The organism is Variovorax sp. W2I14, assembly GCF_050435205.1.
Lineage (GTDB): Bacteria > Pseudomonadota > Gammaproteobacteria > Burkholderiales > Burkholderiaceae_C > Variovorax > Variovorax paradoxus_C.
Genome location: NZ_JBNDJX010000001.1, coordinates 4,603,616 through 4,622,735, shown reverse-complemented (window position 1 = coordinate 4,622,735; position 19,120 = coordinate 4,603,616). Strand labels below are relative to the sequence as shown.

The window sequence follows — 19,120 nt, the reverse complement described above, 5'->3', positions numbered from 1 at the left end:
GTCGGCGCACCTTGCTTCATGGCGCACCCGTCGCTGTGTTCGACGACGGACGTCCCGGCCGCACCAGGGGCTGATCGGCCGGCAGAAACCGCTCGAACAGATCGGTCACGAAGGCCCCGCCAGTTGCATCCGATGCGGCGGCCGTGAAGTAGAGGCCGCGCCAGCGTGGCGCACGAGAGCCCTTGCCGTGGCTCTCGAACAAGACCTCCGCCAGCTCGCGCAATGCGGGCTGCAATCCCTGCACCGCTTCCACGAACCCATGAATCGAAAGCCGCGCCGCGGCCCCGTGCTGCTCGCGCAGCAGCGCCATGCGAAGGCTCTGCAGTTGCGCGGCGATCGGGTCGAACAGCGCATCGAGCCGGTCGCCGGCCGGTGCGATGGGCGCGGCGAACGGGTCCGGCAGGCGATGGCCCAGCGCCTGCGCCAGCACCTCGGGCGGCAGCGTGCCGCGCAGGGTCGCGTAGCCCGTCAGATGCTCCAGGCCGGTGACGACGAGGTACATGGGCAACTGCAGGCGCAGGGTGTCGCCCGCCTCGTCGATCAGCCTGCGCATCTTCGCGGCAAGGGGGCGCAGGCTGTCGGCATCGGCCTGCAGCAGCTCGCTCGCGGAGAAGCACGCGACCACGCCGTTGAGCGGCAGGCGGTCGCGCCGCTCGGCCAGCGCCAGCAGCGCCTGCAGCCACAGGGCGCGCGTGCGCGGTGCGCCGGCGGCTTCGCCGACCGCCGCGGGTTGCACCTCGATGGCGGTCAGCGCACCGGTCAGCCACCAGCGCCAGCAGGGATCGTCGTCGGGGGCGCTGTCGGGGTCGCTGTAGTGCCGCGCGAGGCGCTTGCCCTGCGCGGTGGCCAGCAGCCCCGGCAGGTCGGCCGCCGCATCGCCGAAGAACAGGAACCACGGCACCGGCGCAGCCGGGTCGTGCAACGACCGCGTGGGCCGCGGCGCCTGCTGCCGCAGCGCCTGGCGCGCCTCTGCCATCGATTCCCGCAGCGCCCCGACGGCCGCCTCGTCCGTGGGCGCATCGAGCGTCTCGATGCGGCGCAGCAAGGCACGCCGCCGCGCACCGCGGCCTGCGTCGTGCACCATCGCGCACAGCAGCCCGAAGCCCAGCAGGCACAGCGCGAGCAGCATCCAGAAGAAGTGCGTGGGCGAGGAGAGCAGCGCGGTCATCGCGAGACCGTTTCGAGGAACACGAAATCGGCGATGAGGCGCTCGCTGTTCTTGCTGGCCGCGAGCGCTTCGCGCAGCCGCAGCAGGTAGGCCGAGGCCAGCTCGAACGGCGGGCGGTCCGAGGTCTCGGTGAACGGCATCGGCGCCGAGAGCACCGTGATCAGGACGCTGCCGAACGGCGGGCTCACGAGCCAGCTCGAGGGGATGTCGCGGCCCAGCTCCAGCGTGGCGCCGGTGTGCAGCGTCGTGGGCGCCTGCCCGGCATTGAGGTGCATGACCGAGCCGTCGGCGGTGTAGTAGTCGACCCAGATGTAGCTGTCGTGCCGCGGCGCCACCACCTGCACGCGCACGTTGTCGCCTTCGCGCAGTTGCTGGTTGTGGGCCGTGGGCACTTCCAGTTTCAGGCCGTGGCTCTTTTCCTTGTTGCGCGCCTGGTAGGGCTTCAGGATGGCGAACACCTCGCAGTGCGGCCAGACACGCAGGCCCACCTCGAAGCGCGGCGAGGTCACGCCCGCCATGGTGCTCACTTCGCGCGCCACGCGCGGCACGTCGTCTGGCAGCGAGACGAAGCCGCTCACCTGCGTGTGGCCGTCCTTGTCGACCGAGGCCGAGAGGTCGGCGCAGGCATAGCCCTGCAGGTGCGCGTCGATCCGCTGCGTCAATGCGGTCTGCGTCGTTGTGGGCCCGGAGGTCATGAGCCACAGCAGGTACACGAGGGGCAGCAGCAGGGCCAGTGCGGCGCTCGCGCGCAGCAGTGCGCGGTCGCGCCGGTGGGTGTCGTTGGGGCCGCGCGGATCGGCCACGCCATAGGGCTGGGGCGTGATGCGGTCCTGCGCGAGGCTGCCGAGCGGCAACGGCCGCAGGCGCAACTGGCGCCCGTGCAGGTCCTTGAGCTTGCCCAGCTCGCCCTGGTCGCCCTCCTCGAAGTAGTACTGGCCCTTGAAGCCGTGCGCGAGCGCGTGCCAGTAGACCTCGCGCACCTCGTCGTCCTGCGCGGCCAGCGCGGAGAGGTGATGGAAGAACTCGCTGTGCGCGTTGTTGGAGTTGAAGAGCTGCACCTGCAGCGGCGCGGCGCCGGCCTCCGCGCCGGGGTGGCGCGCGAGGATCTCGTCGATCCACGCCACCATCGCGAACACGGCGGATTCGACCTGCGCCGCCGGTGTGCCGGATGCCTCGGCCCGGGCGCGTGTCGCGTCGAGCAGGCGGCGTGCCTGTTGCTGCGCTGCGTCATGCGAGAGTGCGGGCCGGCCGGCCGCAAGGGAGGCGTCCAGCGCGAGGCCGAACGAGAGAAAGGGGGAGAAACAGTCGAGCAGCCGGGGCATGGAGGTGCCCGCTCAATACTGCATTGCGAAGGATGCCTTGCACCGGCGTCTGCATCGATGGCACATGCCCATGTCCCCGGTTCCTTCGAGTGGAAGTTCATTCTCCAAAGGGGTCCCGGCGGGCGCCATACCGCTTGGGGTCTATGCCGTTGGTGGGGCCGGGCGGCCTTGCTGCGCGGGGCAATCGCCGTTATCTTCAGCAATCGCTGACTTCCACGCAGCTGGAACAACGGAACCAAGCCATGAAAATCCTGATCGCCGACGACCACCGGCTCGTCATCGAGGCGGTCAAAGCCAAGTTGTCGGAGCTCGAGCCCGGCATCGAATTCGTCCTGGCGATGAGCGTCGACGAATTGCTTGCAGGCGCGAACGACGACCTCGACCTGGCCGTGATCGATCTCAACATGCCCGGCGCCGACGGCCAGGCGCACATCGACGAAATCCGCCGCCGCCATCCGGCCGTGCCGGTGATCGTGCTGTCGGGCTACGAAGACCCGGCCATCATGCGCAGCGCGCTCGAACGCGGTGTGCTCGGATTCATTCCCAAGGCCTACTCACCCGAAGTCATGCTCTCGGCCGTGCGCCTGGTGCTGGCGGGCGGCGTGTACGTGCCGCCGATGATGCTCACGGCGCTGCCGCCGGGCATCGTGGCCGGCGTGGCCCCGCAGGGCGGTGGTGCCGAGGTGCTGACGCGCGGCGGCGGTGGCGCTGGCCAGACGCTGGAGCACCTGCGCAGCGTGCTGACCGAGCGGCAGGTCGAGGTGCTGCAACTGCTCTCGCAGGGCAAGCCGAACAAGCTGATCGGGCGCAGCCTGGGCATCAGCGAAGGCACGGTGAAGATTCATCTGGCCGCGATCTTCCGGGCGCTGAATGTGCGCAACCGGACCGAAGCTGTGGTGGCTGCGCAGGCTTTGACTGAGGCGCAGCAGGCCTGAACTCCGGTTTGTTCGGGGCGGCGTGCGCAGGCCACCGGGTACTCCCCTCCGCGAATGTCCCCCGGCCTGCGGCCTCCTCCTTGATTTCGCTGCGGGGAGCACCCGGTGCCCCGCGCACCGGGGCACGCTCTGGGTGAACCGCCGTCAACGACTGCTCTGAGCTGCGCGTCTAGGCTGCTCGCAGCGCGGGCGCCGAGGGTGCCTCCATCTCGCTTCCGCGCAACCCCGTCTTTCTCTCTTCGATCGCCTCGGCGAGAAACTCCGCGTCGCGCGCCACGCCCGAGAAGCGGCCCGATCCCCAGGTGTGCAGCCACGGCAGGCCAAGGAAATACAGGCCCGGCTCGTTGGTCACGCCGCGCTGGTGCACCGGTGCGCCTCGGCCGTTGAAGACCGGCGCGTCCACCCAGGCGAAGTCGGGCGAGAAGCCGATGCACCAGACCACGCTCGTGATGCCCGCCGCCGCGAGGTCGAGCCGCGTGCGCTCTTCCGCCGGCTCCCACACGGGCGTGTAGACCGAGGGCGGCGGCGCCTCGAGGCCTTGCGCGGCGATGAACTTGTCGATCGATGCGTTGATGCGGTTGTAGGTGGCGTCGGCGCTGTCGAGGTTCTCGCGCAGGTTGGGCTGCAGCTCGAAGCTGCCGCCGTCGAAGCCGCTCAGGAGGCCATAGAGTTCCATGCCTTCGCGCGCGAAGCGGCGCAGGTCGATGTCGCGTCCGCCGTCGCGGCCGGTCACGTAGTGGTTGGTGTTGTCGCGCACGCCTTCGCGCAGCGGATGCTCGGTGACGGGCATGTCGTAGTACTTCATGTCGGCGAGCCAGTCGACCACTTCACGGCCGCGGTAGAAGCGCGCGCAGCGCGGCGCGTTGCCGGTGGCCAGGTGGACCTTGCGGCCGGCCAGGTGCAGGTCTTCGGCGATCTGCGCGCCCGACTGGCCGCAGCCCACCACGAGCACCGCGCCCTCGGGCAGTTGCGCCGGGTTGCGGTACTGCGCCGAGTGGTACTGCGCGACGGTGGCCGGCAGCTTCTCGGCCAGGCGCGGCACGATCGGGCGGTGGTAGCCGCCCGAGGCGACGACCACCTGGTCGGCGGTGTAGAGGCCGGTGTCGGTCTGCACCATGAAGCGGTCTCTCTCACCGGTGCCGGGGACGCGCGAGACGCGTTCCACGGTGACACCTTCGATGGCCGGCGCCTTCACGTGCGCGACGAAGCCGGCGAGCCAGTCGTTGATCTGGTCCTTGACCATGAAGCCGTGCGGATCGCTGCCGAGGTAACCCCAGCCCGGCAACTGGCACTGCCAGTTGGGCGTGACGAGGCAGAACGAATCCCAGCGCTGGGTGCGCCAGCTGTGCACGAGGCTGCGCTTCTCGATCACGAGGTGATCGATGCCGCGCTGCTGCAGGCAATGGCTCAGCGACAGGCCGGCCTGGCCGCCGCCGACGATGACGACGCTGTAGTGGCTGCGTCCGCCGTAGGGATAGGACATGGGGGTCTTCTTTCTTTCTCTCTGGATGTGGATGGCTTCGTTCGACAGCGTCAGTCGACGGCGACGACGGTGACCTCGGCGTCGGCGATGCCGGTGAAGCAGGCGGCGATGCGTTCGATCTCGGCGAGCTGGTCCATGGCCTGCGAACACGCGAAGCCGTACCTGGCGCGCACGCGTTCGGAGGCCATGCCCAGTGCCTGGCGCGTGCGCTGCAGGAATTCTTCGAGGGCGTAGCGTTCGCCCGGCGCAAAGAACTCCTGCACCACGGACGAGGGCGAGTAGCAGCGCGTTTCGCTGGCGTCGGGCCAGCGCACGTGGAAGTGCATCACGGGCATGCGAGTGCCTCCTGCTGCTGCTGATGTGGCCGGATGAAGGCGTCGCTGCCGAAGTCCCAGAGCAGGGCTTCTTCGCCGCTTGCTCGCAGCCGCACCTGCCGCGTTGAATCGACCTCGCCGACCACCGCGCAGGCGATGTCGCGCGCGGCGAAGCGGCTCAGCACCTCCGCCACCTGCGCCGGCTTCACGCTGAGCATGAAGCCATAGCTCGGGAAGGCCGAGAGCCAGCGCATCAGCGGCGCACCGCCCGGCCGCGGCAGTGCATCGATGTCGATGCGCGCGCCGACACCGGAGCACTCCAGCAGCATCATGGCCGTGCCGACGGCGCCGGCCATGCTGATGTCCTTCCCTGCGCAACAGAGGCCATCCTCGGCCAGCACGGGCAGCACTTCGAGGTCGGCACGCAGCCGCGCGGCCGGTGCGGTGGTCGATGCGTTCCAGTACGGAAAGGGCTCCTCGTACGCACCGCGAAGATCGGCCGCCATCACCAGCAGGTCGCCGGGTTTCGCATCGAAGCTGGTGAGCAGCTTGCGCGCATGGCCGAGGATCGCGACCGCGAGCTGCGGACGCTCGCTGCGGTTGTTGCTGTGTCCGCCGACGATGGGCACGCCATAGCGCACGGCCGCCTCCGCGAGGCCGCGCAGCACATCGTCGGCCGGGTTCATGCCGGTGCTCCAGAGCGCATCGACAACCGCAGTCGGACGCCCGCCCATCGCGTAGATGTCGCTCACGTTGACCATCACGCCGCAGTAGCCGGCGAACCAGGGCATGCGCACGATGAAGTCTTCGACCAGTCCCTCGATGGCGAACAGCAGATAGCCGCCATGGCCGTCGGGGATGGCGGCGCAGTCGTCGCCGATGGGCACGGCCTGCGCGAGTGCGGCGTGGCCGCCGGGCAGCGACCGGCCGAGTGCGGAGACCACGTCGCTGATGTCGCGCTTGTGGGCGAAGCCGCGCGTGGCGCGCAGGGACTCTGCGATCTCGTGGACGTCGATGCGCGTCATGCCAGCACCTTGGCGCGCGTGACGAAGCCGCTCACCGGGTCGTGGCAAGGCGCATACCAGCCGAGGTCGGCTTGCATGCGCGCATGCGGGCGGCCGTGCACGGCGGTTTCTTCCAGCTGCTGCCAGCCGAGCTTGCGGAACAGCGGCACGTTCTGCATCTGCACCTGCGCGAAGAAGGCGGCGCAGCCCAGCGCGTTGGCGCGCGAGACGGCCAGCCGGATCAGCGTCACGCCCAGATGCCCCTGGCTGCGAAACGCAGGGTGCACCGCGAGGCGGGAACCCCACCATTCGCCCTCCGCCTCGCCGCGATGGATGCGCACCGTGCCCACCACCTGCTCGGGCATGCCGCCGTTGCACGACATCGCGACCAGCAGTTGCGAGTGGTCGTCCGTCGCGTCGCGGTCATCGCGCGCGAAGATGCCCTGCTCGATGCAGAACACCGCGCGGCGCAGCGCCATCGCCTCGTCGCGCTCCCACTGCTGCGCGGCCTCGCGCACGAGGTATTCGACGGGCGCGTAGTGCAGGTCGAGTTCGCTCATGTCATCGATGCACAGCATGGTCAGATTTCGCTTTCTTTTTCGTAGATCGACAGCGACGAGCACGCGCCGCATTTGCCGCAGCCGGCCTTGATGTCGGCCGAGCGCAGGCCCGCGGCCACGACGCGTTCGCCCAGCGGCGCGAGCAGCGACTTCATGAACTCGGGCGAGGGCGCGGGATGGTCTTCGAGCGGCGTGCCGCTGATCGGCACGAAGGGCACGACGAAGGGGTACACGCCGCGCGCGAGCAATTGGTCGCAGGTGTCGAGGATCGCTTCGCGCGTATCGCCGAGCCCGGCCAGGATGTAGGTGCTGACCTGTCCGCGCCCGAACACGCCGACCGCCGCCTCGAACGCGCTCATGTAGCGCGAGACCGGCACGCTCGCCTTGCCCGGCATGATCCGGTCGCGCACCTCGGGCGTCACCACCTCCAGGTGCATGCCGAGCGTGTCGATGCCGGCGGCCTTCATGCGATGGAACCACTGGTCGTCGTCGGGCGGCTCGCACTGGCCCTGGATCGGGATGTCGACTGCGGCCTTGATCGCGAAGGCGCTCTCGCAGAGGACGGCCGCGCCGCGGTCGGTGGCGTTGGGCGTGCCGGTGGTCATCACCATGTGCTTGACGCCATCGAGCAGCACGGCCGCGCGCGCCACTTCGGCGAGCTGCTCTGGCGTCTTGCGGGCGATGGTGCGGCCGGCCGCGAGCGACTGGCCGATCGCGCAGAACTTGCAGCTCTTCTTGCGGCTCTCGTAGCGGATGCAGGTCTGCAGCACCGTGGTGGCGAGCACATCGCTGCCGTGCAGCGTGGCGATGTGCGAGTAGGGCACGCCGTCGAAGGTCTGCATCGCGTAGAAGCGCGGCTGCTTCGGGAAGCTGATGCTGGCGATGGGAATGGCGCCGCGCATCACGCGGCTCATGCCCTGCGCGTCGGGTGCTTCGGCGGTAAAGGGCGAGTGCCAGGCGGTGGAGGTGTGGACCGGCACCATGATCGTGTGGCCGTCCACCGTCACCGCCTTGTGGTCCGAAGGGCCCGCGCCGCCGCGGCGGCTCGCAACGCCGGCCGAAGGATCAACCAGCCGCAACCCGAAGGACTGGAGCTCGGTCATCAACTGCCGGCTGTCTTGCTGTTGCTGCTGCGTCGTCGTGGTGGTCATGGTCGGGGCTCCGTGAGGCAAGGGGTTGGGGTTGCGTGAGATGCATCGGCACCGTGGTCTGCGCCGGACGGTCGTTGATGGCGAGCGACAGCAGCTCGGGCCGTGCGTAGTGGCCGACCGAATCCATCATTCGCTTGCGCTTGGCGATGAGTGCCATGTCCATGTCGGCGATCACCATGCCTTCGCCCTCCGTGAGCGGCGGCGCGAGGTGCTTGCCCTCGGGCGAGACGATGGCCGTGTGGCAGCCGCCGCGCAGCGCCTTCTGCAGATTCGTGTCGGGCGTGACCGAGCGGATCTGCTCGTCGGTGAGCCAGCCGGTGGCGTTGACCACGAAGCAGCCCGATTCGAGCGCGTGATGGCGGATGGTCACTTCCATCTGCTCCGCGAAGATCGGCCCGACCAGCGAGCCGGGGAACTGCGCGCAGTGGATCTCTTCATGCTGCGCCATCAGCGCATAGCGCGCGAGCGGGTTGTAGTGCTCCCAGCAGGCAAGCGCGCCGACGCGGCCGATGGCGGTGTCCACCACCTTCAGGCCCGCGCCGTCGCCCATGCCCCAGACCATGCGCTCGTGATAGGTCGGCGTGATCTTCCGGCGCTTGAGCGCGAGCGTGCCGTCGGCATCGAACACGAGTTGCGTGTTGTAGAGGCTGCCGTGGTCGCGTTCGTTCACGCCGAGTACCACGACCATGTTGCGCGCGCGGGCCCGCTCGGCCACGGCCTGCGTGACCGGGCCGGGCACGACCACCGCGCGATCCACCAGTTGCAGGTGCGGCGCGCCCTGCAGCACCGGCGGCAGCACGAAGCTGAAGTAGGGGTAGTAGGGCACGAAGGTCTCGGGAAAGACCGCGAGCTGCGCGCCCTTGGATGCGGCCTCGTCGATGGCGCTGCACACCCGGTCGAGCGTGCCGTCGGGGCGCTCGAAGTCGGGCGCGATCTGGATCGCCGCGGCACGCACGATGCGGGGTGTGGAAGCCATCGCCGGGCCCTGCCTTACAGGGTCCAGGTGTCGAGGATGACGGCGCCGGCCTTCTTGTGCAGCAGCACGAGGTCGAGCACGTCGAGCGGGTTGATCGGCGTGATGCCCTCGATGAGCGCGCCTTCGCCGTGGCCGTAGAGCGCCTGCAGCGCGAAGCGGCAGGCATACACCTTGCCGCCTTCTTCCATGAACTTGCTGATCTGCTTGTTGAAGTTCTGGTGGCCCGGAAAGGCCTCGTCGCCCAGCGTCGGAAAGCCGCGCTGCACGCCCAGCGTGACGCCGGGGCCGTAGAGCAGCACCGAGGTCTCGTAGCCCTTGCGGCGCAGGCGCGTTGCCTGCAGCAGGTTCACGAAACCGATGGAGCCTTCGAAGGCGACGGTGTGGAAGGTGACGAGCGCCTTCTCGCCAGGGTCGGCCTTGACGTCTTCGAACACCTTCTCTTCGTAGTCGACGAGGAACTCGCCTTTCTCGTTGCGCGGGCGGGTGACTTTGGGCATGGGGGACTCCGGTTGGGTGGTTGGACACGCAGGTCTTGCGTGCCTTTTCCTTCGCAGGCGATGTGCCAGCGCGCGGGCGGGTGCGTGCGATCAATGCGCGATCAATGCGCAGTGGCGCGGGCCGCGTGCGGATAAAAATTTTTGGAGTGGCCGCAAAGAGGCATGAGGTGGCCGGCCGGCAGCCGGGTTCTGCACCGCGACGACGCATTCGCCATGCGATCAATGCACCCGATCAAGGGGGTTGATCGCACCTGATCGAAGCATCGGACCCCTCTGGAGCGGGCGCGATTCATGCGTGTTGATCGGTGGCCCGATGCAATCAATGGATGCAATCAACTCCGCACGATGACCACGATCACCGCCCATTGGAAGAAGCAGCTGCGCAACAGCGAGCGGCCCGCCTACCTGCTGCTGGCCGAGCTGATCGCCGACGACATCAAGACCGGCCGGCTGGGCGTGCGCGATCGCCTGCCCACGCTGCGCGAACTCGCGGCCGACCTCGACCTGAACTACACGACGGTGGCGCGCGGCTATGCCGAGGCGCGCAAGCGCGGGCTCATCGATTCGCGCGCGGGCACCGGAACCTTCATCCGCTCGGGCAGCCCGAGCCTGCGCCTGCGCGGCGGCAGCGGCGCCGAGATGACGATGAACATGCCGCCCGAGCCGGACGACGAACACCTGATGGCGCGGCTGCACGAGAGCGCGAGCCGCGCCTTCGCCGAGATCGACTTCCACGACCTGCTGCGCTACCAGGATTTCGGCGGCACCGCGCACGATCGCGAAGTGGCGATGCAATGGCTGCGCCCGTTCGTGCCGCATGCGAGCGTGGACCGCATCCTCGTGTGCCCCGGCATCCACGGCGTGCTCACCGCGCTGTTCTCGCAGCTCGCGCGGCCGGGCGAACTGATCTGCGTGGAGTCGCTGACCTACCCGGGCGTGAAGGCCATCGCGGCGCAGCTCGGAGTGCAGTTGCACGCGCTGCAACTGGACGACGACGGCCCGATCGCCGATGCCTTCGAGCACGCCTGCAAGACGCTCAAGCCCAAGGCGCTGTACTGCAACCCGACGCTCCTGAATCCGACCGCCGGCACCGTGTCGCGCGCGCGGCGCGAAGCGCTTGCCGACGTGGCGCTGCGCTACGCCATTCCGATCATCGAGGACGACGCCTACGGCATGCTGCCGCGCCAGACGCCCGCCACCATCGCCACGCTCGCGCCCGCGCTCACCTACTACGTGAGCGGGTTCTCCAAATGCTTCGGTGCGGGGCTGCGCAGCGCCTACGTGTGCTCACCGACGGTGGTGCAGTCGCAGCGTCTCGCGGGCGCGATGCGCGCCACCACCGTGATGGCCTCGCCGATCACCAATGCGCTCACGACGCTGTGGGTGGAAGACGGCACGACCGAGGCGATGCTGCAGGCAGTGCGCGCCGAATCGGTGGCGCGGCAACTGCTCGCGATGCGCCATCTGGGCGACAGCGGGCTGCAGGCGCACCCCGAAGGCTTTCATGCCTGGCTGCCGCTCACACCGGGGTGGAGCCCGGTGGAGTTCGCGTCTTACCTGCGCACGCAGAACGTGGGCGTGGTGGCGAGCGCGGCGTTCTCGACCGATGGCGATCCGCCGGATGCGGTGCGCATCTGCCTGGGCGGCCCGATGTCGCGGGAGCAGTGCGATCAGGCGCTGCGGCTCATCGCGGACACATTGGCGCATCCGCTGCATCCGCACGCGACGCTCAGGACGGGCGGTGGATGAAGCCTTGTGACGGGGCGATCCATTCGATGGCGTCGTTCTTCCCGGTCGTCACCACGTCGGGGCCCGTGAAAAGCATGCGCTCTTCGACCAGCAGGAACGACGGCGCAACGTCGCCGCTCTTCAATATCTGAAGTGTGGCGCCGCCGAGGTCCAGCGAGCCATCGGGCCAATCGCTTTGTGCCGTGACGGTCCAGCGCACCGGACCGGGCGCGACGGCGCGAAGGGCGTCGTCCAGGATCGCGGGGCCGATCAATGCCCAGCCTTCCGATCCGCCGACGAGATAGCTGTTGTCGCCGGCGTTTCCCACCACGCGGATCACCCTATCGGACAGCCGGGTGACGAGGCCCGCTTCGAGCGCATAGCGCGCATCGCCGCGGCCCTCGGGATCGAGGCGGCCGATCTCGTCATACGCGGGCTCCTCGATGTTCACCGCCCGGCGGCCTTCGGGGCCGTCCGCGAGCCTCGGCATGTTCAGCGGAATCTCGCGCAGCTGCCGCGCATGCGCCATGAATTCATCGGCGCGCTGAAACGCATCGAGCTGCTGCAGCACGCGCCGCGTCACGTTCATCAGCTTCAAGCCGCGTGCCGGGTCCAGTGCGTCGGCTGGGCGCAGCCACATGTGTTCGACGGTCTCGCGGCCGTCCGGCTGCACCTCTTGCCCGGCCGGCATCAGCGCGACGAAGAAGCGGGTGTCGAAGCGGCGCGGCATGCCGGGTGGCGTGAGCCAGTGGCCGAAGTAAACGACGCGGTCGCCGGCGAGGCACCAGCCGCGCTGCCTGCACATGGCGAGCAGCGCATCGGTGCCTTGCTCGGCGGCATCGCGCATCGTGGCGAGTTCGCCGGAGGGCAAGTCGACCAGCCGCACCGGCTGGTTTGCCGCATCGTTCGCGAAGAGAAGGCCGGCCTCTTCGAAGCACTCGCGGATCGCGGCCGCGTAGAAGTCGAGCCCGCCTTCGGGCACCGCGAGGCGCGCGCTGGCTGCGGTGTCGTCGAGGCCCGCGCACAGCGCATGCAGGTGGCGGTCGTGCGCATCGAGCACGCCGCCCGGGAAAACGCTGGCGCCGCTGTTCTGGTCATTGGCCTTCTCGGCCCGGCGCAGCATCAGGGCTTCGAGGCCTTCGCTGCCGTCGCGCAGGACGACCAGCGTGGCGGCGGTGCGGATGGGGCGGGGCGTGGGAGTGGGAATGGAAATGGGAGCAGGGGCGGGCGTCGTGGCGGTCATAGCGGCGCTATTGTGAACGCGTGAATGCGCGGACGCAGCCGCCGCGAACCAGCCCGGCGTGTCTACTCCAGCGAGATGCTGTTGTCCTTGACCACCTTGGCCCAGCGCTTCGACTCGGCCTCGATGACCTGCGAGAAATCCGCCGGCGAGCCGCCCACCGGCACCAGCCCGAATTCGCTCAGGTACTGGCGGTACTCGCCCGACTCGGCGATGCGGCGCGACACCGCACCCAGCTGGTCGATGACCGATTGCGGCGTTCCCTTGAGCGCAAAGACGCCGTGCCATGAATCGCCTTCGAAGCCGGGAAAACTCTCCGCCACGGTCGGCACCTGGGCCAGCGAGTCGAGCCTGCGGACACTGGACACGGCCAGGGGCCGGACCTTGCCTGCCCTGATGTAGGGCAGCACGTCCGCGATGGGCGAGAACGCCACGTCCACCCTGCCGCCGATCAGGTCGGTCAGGCCGCCGTCGCGATAGGGAATGTGGTTGAGCGCCAGCCCCGCGCTGTTGGCGAAATAGGCCATCGACATGTGGGGCACGGTGCCCATGCCGTAGGACGCGTAGCTCACCTGGCCGGGCTTCGCCTTGGCCGCCTTGATGAGGTCGGCCAGTGTCTTGTGGGGCGACTCCGTCGGCACCGAAACCACGAGCGGGATGGACAGCATGCGCGTGACCGGCACCAGGTCCTGCGGCTGGTAGGGCAGCTTCCTGTACGCGAAGGGATTGATCGTGACCGTGCCGCTCGCGGTGTAGAGCAGCGTGTAGCCGTCCGCGGGCGAAGCGACGGCGGCCTGCGTGCCGACGATGGTCGACGCGCCGGCCCGGTTTTCCACGATCACCGGCTGCTGCAGTTGCTTGCTCACCCGGTCGCCCCAATAGCGCGCCATCACATCGGGCGCGGTGCCGGCGGGGAACGGCACCACCAGCCGGATGGCCTTGGTGGGGTAGCGGTCCTGTGCGTGCGCAGAAGTGACGGCGATCAGGCCGAGCAGGGCGGCGGCCATGGCCGATCGCAGGCGAGTGGCTGGGGTGCGGTGCATGCTTGTCTCCGTTGTAGTTCGATGCGAGCGATTGCATCGTCTATCCCCAACGGCGCCAAGCTTGGACGCGGGAAACACTTTTCCAGTGCGCGGGGGTCGCGCGGGAGCAGGCATGCACCTGTGCCGCCAACTGCCCTCGTTCAGGCCGGGGTGGGGTCCAGCCGATAGCCCAGGCCGCGGACCGTCTGCAACAACGCCACGGGATGGCCGTCGTCGATCTTGCCGCGCAGGCGCCGCACATAGACATCCACGATGTTGGTCAGCGGATCTTCGTTGGTGCCCCAGACGTTGGAGAGGATGCGTTCGCGGCTGTAGACCCGGCCGGGCGCGGTCATCAGCAGTTCGAGGAACGCGAGCTCCTTGGCGGTCAGCGCCACGGGCTTGCCGGCCCGCGTCACCGACATGCGCTCGCGGTCGAGCACAAGGTCCGCCACCTGCAGCGTGGTGGCGCGGGGCCGCATTTCGCGGCCGCGGCGCAGCAGCGCCTCGATGCGCGCGAGCAGCTCCTCGAAGGCAAAGGGCTTGGTGAGATAGTCGTCCGCGCCCAGGCGCAAGCCGCTCACCTTGTCCTGCGTATTGCTGAGCGCCGTGAGCATCAGCACGGGCACATGGTGGCCCTCGGCGCGCAAGGTCTGGCACAGCTCGAGGCCGCTCAGGCCGGGAAGCATCAGGTCGAGCAGCAGCAGCGACAGGTCGCTGCCGCGCGCCAGAGCCAGGCCCTCGGGTCCGGTGCGGGCCAGCTGCACGCGGTAGCCCTCGGCACCGAGGCCCCGCTGCAGAAAGTCGGCGACGCGCGCGTCGTCTTCGACCACCAGGATGTTCATGTTTGTTGTGTCTGGAAGGAGAAATGGCACGGCAGCTCGACCCATACGGTCGTGCCCTGGAGCGGAATGCTCTCGAGCCGGATGCTGCCGTGGTGTGCATGGACGATGGCCTGCGCAATGGACAGACCGATGCCGGTTCCGTCGGCGCGATGCACGCGCGCCCGGCGGCCGCGCACGAACCGGTCGAACACCTTCGGCAACTCGTCCGCATCGATGCCGATGCCCTCGTCGACCACGCGCACGCGCACACGCACGCGGCTGCGTTCCTCTTCGTCTTCGCGAACGAGTTGCCAGCTCACCCGCACGGTGCCGTCCTGGCGCGAGTAGCGCACCGCGTTGTCGAGCACGATCACGAGGGCCTGCCGCAAGCGGTCGGCATCGGCTTGCAGCACGACCGGGGGCGTGTCGACATCGATGGCTTCGAGCAGCACGCGAACCTCATGGCGTGCACCCAGCGCGCTGGCCATGTCGGTGACATCGCCAAGAAGCTCCGGCAGATCGACTTCGCCGAACCGCATCGCCAACTGATCGGCCTCGGCCCGGGCGACCAGCAGCAGGTCGTCGATCACGCCGGTCAGTTGCTTCACGCCGCCCACGATGCGCGTCAGCGTCTCCCGGTATTCCATCGGCGGCTTTTCCGCGCCGCGCAAGGCGATCTCGGCTTCGCCGCGAATCGCCGTGGCGGGCGTACGAAGCTCATGGCTCAGGTCGGCCAGCAGTTGGCGGCGGCGCTGGTCGACTTGCTGCAGCGTCTCGTGCGCGGCGCTCAGTTCGCTGGTGCGTTCCAGCACGGCCTCTTCGAGGCGTCGGCGCGCGGCGTCGGCGTCCTGCCGGTGGCGCTGCAGTTCGGCCGCCATCGAGTTGAAGTGCTCGGCGACATGATCGAACTCGTCGTGCGAGCCGAGGGCGATGCGGTGGTCGAGCGATCCGGCACGCAGCGCCTGCGTGCCCGCGAGCAGGCGATCCAGCGGACGCTGCAGCCGGCGCTTGAGGTAGAGCGCAAGCACGATGGCTGCCGCGAGCGTGATGACTGCCAGGCCGATGGACTGCTGGCGCAGCTGGTCCAGCCCGCGTTCCGTGGCGGCGCGGGCCACGGGCACCACGTTGCGCTGCCGCTCGATGGCGCCGTTGATCAGTTCGCGAAGATCGCGGCCGCGCGCCTTGTCGAACACTTCGTTGAGTTCCTGCCAGACGCTGGCGAACTCGGCGCCCCGCTCCAGCGGCGCGAGCTTCACCAGCCGGGCCCTGACCGCTGCGATGTTGTCGTCGAGCAGGTCGCTGACCGCGGCGAGCTGATCGATCTCGGGCGGGATCGGCGTGCCCTCGCGCGCCGAAATCTCGCCCCAGAGCGCCAGGTCGCGCCGGGCGAGTTGCCGCAGGGCTTCGGTGCTGGCCTGCATGCGCGCCAACTGGCTGTCGCGCACCTCCGGCGAGGCGTTCGCGTCCATCAGTTGCTGGGAGGCCCACACGCGCAGCCTTTGCTTGCTGGCCGACAGTTCCAGCAGTTCCGAAAGGATGTCGCTGGCCAGGCGGCTGTGCTGCGCGTAGTCGTTGACCCGGTTCGATCCCCAATAGACGAAGCCGGCTTGAACGCAGACCAGTGCAACGAGAACGGCGAATGCGAGGGACAGGCGGAGGCGGAACATGGCGAACTTTAACGGCACCAGGTCGACCGGCAGATGAACATCAGATGAAGCCGCGGCCGCCGCTCATCGCCGTGCGTTCCGGTCCTCCAGCCAGATGTCTGGCCCGGCAGCGTTCAGTGCTCGTGAGGAAAAAGCCGCTCGATCGGGCAGTGCGTCTTGATGAACGGCGACTTGATGACGATGTAGCTGAAGTACTTCGAGATGCCGATGTTGCGTTCGAGCAGGCCCTCGATCACTTCCTGGTAGTGGTTCACGCCGCGGGTGAGAAAGCGCAGCAGGTAGTCGTAGCCGCCGCTGACCAGGTGGCATTCGAGCACCTCGTCGACCTCGCGGATCGCGGCCTCGAAGCGCACGAAGTCTTCGCGGTGATGGTCCTGCAGCGTGACCTCGGTGAAAACCGTGAGCGTGTCGCCGAGCTTCTCGAGCCGCAGGTGCGCGCCGTAGCCGGCGATGTAGCCGGCCTGCTCCAGCCGCTTGACGCGGATGAGGCAGGGGCTGGGCGACAGTCCGACCGCGTCCGCCAGGTCGACGTTGGTCATGCGCCCGTTCTTCTGCAACTGGGCCAGGATGCGCAGGTCGAGTCGGTCGATCTTGAAAGCTTCTGACATGGCGGAGCCCGATTACAGGAAAGGTCCGATTCTGCGTTGTCGGCCGGTGATCCGGGCGGCTTTGCGCGCCTTCCTGTTCAGGCCGCCAGCGCGGCGCGAACGTCGGGTGCCTCGAGCACTTCGTCGAGCGTCTTCTTCAGCCGGGCGAAGAGCTGCGCGAACTCGTCCTCGGTGAAGGTGAGCGCGGGCGCAAAGCCGAGGATGTGGTCGCCGAAGGAGCGGAACACCAGGCCGTTGCGGTAGCCGGCGGCAAAGATGCGGTCGGACAACCCCAGCGCCGCATCGAAGCCGCGCTTGCTGGCCTTGTCGCTCACCAGCTCCAGTGCGCCCAGCAGGCCGCGGTGGCGCGCATCGCCCACCAGCGGGTGCGTGCGCAGCGCATCGAGCCCGGCCGCGAAATGCGCGGCGCCGCGCTGGCCGTTGGCGAGCACGCCGCCTTCCTCGTAGAGCCGCAGCACCTCGAGCGCAACCGCGGCGCCCACCGGGTGTGCCGAATAGGTCGCGCCATGGCCGATGGACGCACCGGCGGGCGCGCCGTCGGCGATGCCGGCGTAGACCTTCTCGGACATCATGGTGGCGCCCATCGGCACATAGCCGGCGGTCAGTCCCTTGGCCATGGTCATGAGGTCGGGCTCCACGCCCTCGGCCTCGCAGGCGAACATCGGGCCGGTGCGGCCGAAGCCGGTGATGACTTCGTCCACGACGAAGAGGATGTCGAGCTCGCGCGCGGCCTCGCGCATGGCCTTCAGCCAGCCCACGGGCGGCACGATGACACCGCCCGAGCCCTGGATGGGTTCGCAGAAGAAGGCCGCCACGTTGTCCGCGCCCAGCTCGGCCACCTTGGCGCGCAAGGCCGCGACCGACGCGGCGATCAGCGCTTGCGGGTCGCCGCCATCGGCACGGCGGTAGGCGTAGGGCGACGCGATGTAGTGCTGCGTGGGCAGCGGCAGGTCGAAGCCGCGATGGAAGGCCGGCAGCGCGGTGAGGCCCGCGCCGGTGGACGACGAGCCGTGGTAGCCGCGCTCCAGCGAAATGAACTGCTTCTTGGAAGGCCGGCCGGTCGCGTTGTAGTACTGCACGATGAAGCGCACGGCCGCATCGACCGCCTCGGAGCCGCCCAGCGTCAGGTAGACGCGGGTGAGCGACGCGGGCGTGATCTGCACCAGCTTCTCGGCGAGACGGATGGCCGGCTCGCTGCTGAAGTGAAAGTAGCCGGTGGCATACGGCAGCCGGCGCATCTGCTCGGCAGCGGCCTGCACCACGCTCTCTTGCCCGTAGCCCACGTTCACGCACCAGAGGCCGGCGAAGGCGTCGAGCAGCTCGTGGCCGTTGCCGTCGGTCAACCAGGCGCCGCGGCCCGAGGCCAGCACGGTGGGGCCGCGCTGCTCGTGCACGCGCCAGGGCGAGACGGGGTGGATGAGGTGGGCGCGGTCGATCGCGTCGAGCGCGGCGTGGTGAGGCAATGCGGTGGGGTGCGTCATGGCGGTGTGTGTGAAGGCGAGAGCAAAGGAGGCTGTCGATGCCCTCAGCTTAGGCCGCGCATCGCGCGAGGTGGTGCTGCTTTGGGGGTGCTCCGCGAAGCAGGCTGCGGTTGTGTGCGGCGTCGGCAGCAGATCGTGCGGTCGGTCTTTTCGGCGTCTCGATGGGCGCTTCGATGGGGCGCTTCGATCGACGACTCAATACCCGCGCGCGCGATCGACCAAACCGACCATCGGCTCGCCGGCTTCGAAGCGCGCGACGTTGTCGAGCAGCGCCTCTGCGGCGCTCAGCGGCTGCGTCATGCTGGCAATGTGCGGCGTGAGCCGGATGCGCGGATGGCGCCAGAAGGCATGCTCCGGCGGCAGCGGCTCGGGGTCGGTCACATCGAGCACCGCATCGCCGATCTGCCCGCTGGCAAGGGCTGCGAGCAAGTGCGCGTCCACCAGTTGCGGACCGCGCCCCACGTGCACCAGGCCCGCGCCCGCGGGCAGCAGCGAGAACAGCCGCGCATCGAGAAAACCGCGTGTCGAGTCGGTCAGCGGCAGCAGGCACACGAGGATGTCGGTGCGCGCCAGAAAGGCCGGCAGCTCGTCGGCACCGGCATGGCATTGCACGCCGTCGACCGCATGCCGTGAGCGGCTCCATCCCGCGCAGTCGAAGCCCAGTGCGACGAGCTGCGCCAGCGCGGCCTGCCCGAGCGAGCCCAGGCCGAGCACGCCGATGCGCCGCTCGCCGGCGGGCAGCACGGGCAGCGGCTTCCACACGCCTTCGTCCTGCTGGCGCTGGTACTGCGGCATGTTGCGATGCAGGCCGAGCACCGCATGCGTCACGTACTCGACCATGCCGCGCACGATGCCGGGCTCGACCATGCGCACCACCGGCAACGCGGGCGGCAGCACAGCGAAGTCGAACTGGTCGACGCCCGCGCCCGAGGAAAACAGCACCTGCAGGTTCGGGAAGCGCTCCGCCATGTCGGGCGGCGGCTCCCAGGCCGCAAGAAAGCGCACCTGCGCCGGATCGCCGACGTCGGGCCAGATGCGAAAGTCGACATCGGGCCGGCGGCGGGCGAACACCTCGGCCCACTGGCGACCGCGCACGGGGTCGGACTTGTAGAGGAAGGTCGTGGTGCCCATCGGTTTCCC

At 69.0% G+C, this 19,120-nt stretch carries 18 protein-coding genes; 2 read left to right on the top strand and 16 right to left on the bottom strand.

What is annotated here, in order from left to right; translation table 11 throughout:
- Nucleotides 1-16 precede the first annotated feature (16 nt).
- Entirely contained in the window at nt 17-1,168 is a 1,152-nt protein-coding gene (locus QF040_RS21735; RefSeq protein WP_429612762.1) for a type VI secretion system protein, read from the bottom strand.
- Nucleotides 1,165-2,490 carry a DotU family type IV/VI secretion system protein gene (locus QF040_RS21730; RefSeq protein ID WP_429612761.1) on the bottom strand — a complete coding sequence of 442 codons (1,326 nt, stop codon included), beginning with the start codon at nt 2,488-2,490 and terminating at the stop codon, nt 1,165-1,167. The genes QF040_RS21735 and QF040_RS21730 overlap by 4 nt, the downstream gene beginning before the upstream one ends.
- 242 nt (nt 2,491-2,732) lie before the next feature.
- On the opposite strand from QF040_RS21730, the gene QF040_RS21725 reads away from it, so the two are divergent.
- The gene (locus QF040_RS21725) at nt 2,733-3,425 is read left to right on the top strand and encodes a response regulator (protein ID WP_429612760.1); all 693 of its coding nucleotides are present in this window, start codon (nt 2,733-2,735) and stop codon (nt 3,423-3,425) included.
- 169 nt (nt 3,426-3,594) lie between these two features.
- On the opposite strand, the gene QF040_RS21720 is transcribed toward QF040_RS21725, so the two are convergent.
- From QF040_RS21720 to QF040_RS21690, 7 genes are read right to left on the bottom strand one after another with little or no spacing between them, the layout of a single operon-like run.
- Nucleotides 3,595-4,908: an MSMEG_0569 family flavin-dependent oxidoreductase gene (locus QF040_RS21720; protein ID WP_429612759.1), complete on the bottom strand. Its 1,314-nt coding sequence runs from the start codon at nt 4,906-4,908 to the stop codon at nt 3,595-3,597.
- Between the two features lie 50 nt (nt 4,909-4,958).
- Nucleotides 4,959-5,243 carry an MSMEG_0570 family nitrogen starvation response protein gene (locus QF040_RS21715; RefSeq protein ID WP_429612758.1) on the bottom strand — a complete coding sequence of 95 codons (285 nt, stop codon included), beginning with the start codon at nt 5,241-5,243 and terminating at the stop codon, nt 4,959-4,961.
- Nucleotides 5,234-6,247 carry a sll0787 family AIR synthase-like protein gene (locus tag QF040_RS21710; protein WP_429612757.1) on the bottom strand — a complete coding sequence of 338 codons (1,014 nt, stop codon included), beginning with the start codon at nt 6,245-6,247 and terminating at the stop codon, nt 5,234-5,236. The genes QF040_RS21715 and QF040_RS21710 overlap by 10 nt, the downstream gene beginning before the upstream one ends.
- Nucleotides 6,244-6,804 carry an MSMEG_0567/Sll0786 family nitrogen starvation N-acetyltransferase gene (locus QF040_RS21705; RefSeq protein WP_429612756.1) on the bottom strand — a complete coding sequence of 187 codons (561 nt, stop codon included), beginning with the start codon at nt 6,802-6,804 and terminating at the stop codon, nt 6,244-6,246. Before QF040_RS21705 ends, QF040_RS21710 begins: the two co-directional genes overlap by 4 nt.
- Nucleotides 6,805-6,806: 2 nt before the next feature.
- Complete coding sequence (locus tag QF040_RS21700) at nt 6,807-7,889, bottom strand: MSMEG_0568 family radical SAM protein (protein WP_429614682.1); 1,083 nt, start codon at nt 7,887-7,889, stop codon at nt 6,807-6,809.
- Entirely contained in the window at nt 7,852-8,913 is a 1,062-nt protein-coding gene (locus tag QF040_RS21695; RefSeq protein ID WP_429612755.1) for a Nit6803 family nitrilase, read from the bottom strand. The genes QF040_RS21700 and QF040_RS21695 overlap by 38 nt, the downstream gene beginning before the upstream one ends.
- 14 nt (nt 8,914-8,927) lie before the next feature.
- Nucleotides 8,928-9,410 carry an MSMEG_0572/Sll0783 family nitrogen starvation response protein gene (locus QF040_RS21690; RefSeq protein ID WP_013539065.1) on the bottom strand — a complete coding sequence of 161 codons (483 nt, stop codon included), beginning with the start codon at nt 9,408-9,410 and terminating at the stop codon, nt 8,928-8,930.
- A 345-nt stretch (nt 9,411-9,755) separates the two neighbouring features.
- Between QF040_RS21690 and QF040_RS21685 the strand changes: the two genes are divergently transcribed.
- Nucleotides 9,756-11,159, top strand: a complete 1,404-nt coding sequence (locus QF040_RS21685) for a PLP-dependent aminotransferase family protein (RefSeq protein WP_429612754.1) — start codon at nt 9,756-9,758, stop codon at nt 11,157-11,159.
- Here QF040_RS21685 and QF040_RS21680 read toward each other — a convergent pair.
- From QF040_RS21680 to QF040_RS21650, 7 genes are all read right to left on the bottom strand, one after another.
- Complete coding sequence (locus QF040_RS21680) at nt 11,140-12,381, bottom strand: NUDIX hydrolase (protein ID WP_429612753.1); 1,242 nt, start codon at nt 12,379-12,381, stop codon at nt 11,140-11,142. The genes QF040_RS21685 and QF040_RS21680 overlap by 20 nt on opposite strands.
- Nucleotides 12,382-12,443: 62 nt before the next feature.
- Nucleotides 12,444-13,421 carry a Bug family tripartite tricarboxylate transporter substrate binding protein gene (locus tag QF040_RS21675; protein WP_429612752.1) on the bottom strand — a complete coding sequence of 326 codons (978 nt, stop codon included), beginning with the start codon at nt 13,419-13,421 and terminating at the stop codon, nt 12,444-12,446.
- 140 nt (nt 13,422-13,561) lie between these two features.
- Nucleotides 13,562-14,245 (bottom strand): response regulator transcription factor, encoded by a 684-nt coding sequence (locus tag QF040_RS21670; protein WP_013539069.1) that lies wholly within the window; start codon nt 14,243-14,245, stop codon nt 13,562-13,564.
- The gene (locus tag QF040_RS21665) at nt 14,242-15,891 is read right to left on the bottom strand and encodes a sensor histidine kinase (RefSeq protein ID WP_429612751.1); all 1,650 of its coding nucleotides are present in this window, start codon (nt 15,889-15,891) and stop codon (nt 14,242-14,244) included. Before QF040_RS21665 ends, QF040_RS21670 begins: the two co-directional genes overlap by 4 nt.
- A gap of 113 nt (nt 15,892-16,004) precedes the next feature.
- A complete protein-coding gene (locus QF040_RS21660; protein ID WP_013539071.1) occupies nt 16,005-16,499 on the bottom strand; it encodes an Lrp/AsnC family transcriptional regulator in 495 nt (164 codons plus the stop codon).
- 77 nt (nt 16,500-16,576) lie between these two features.
- Nucleotides 16,577-17,980: an aspartate aminotransferase family protein gene (locus QF040_RS21655; protein WP_429612750.1), complete on the bottom strand. Its 1,404-nt coding sequence runs from the start codon at nt 17,978-17,980 to the stop codon at nt 16,577-16,579.
- Between the two features lie 195 nt (nt 17,981-18,175).
- Entirely contained in the window at nt 18,176-19,111 is a 936-nt protein-coding gene (locus QF040_RS21650) for a 2-hydroxyacid dehydrogenase (RefSeq protein ID WP_429612749.1), read from the bottom strand.
- Nucleotides 19,112-19,120: the final 9 nt, after the last annotated feature.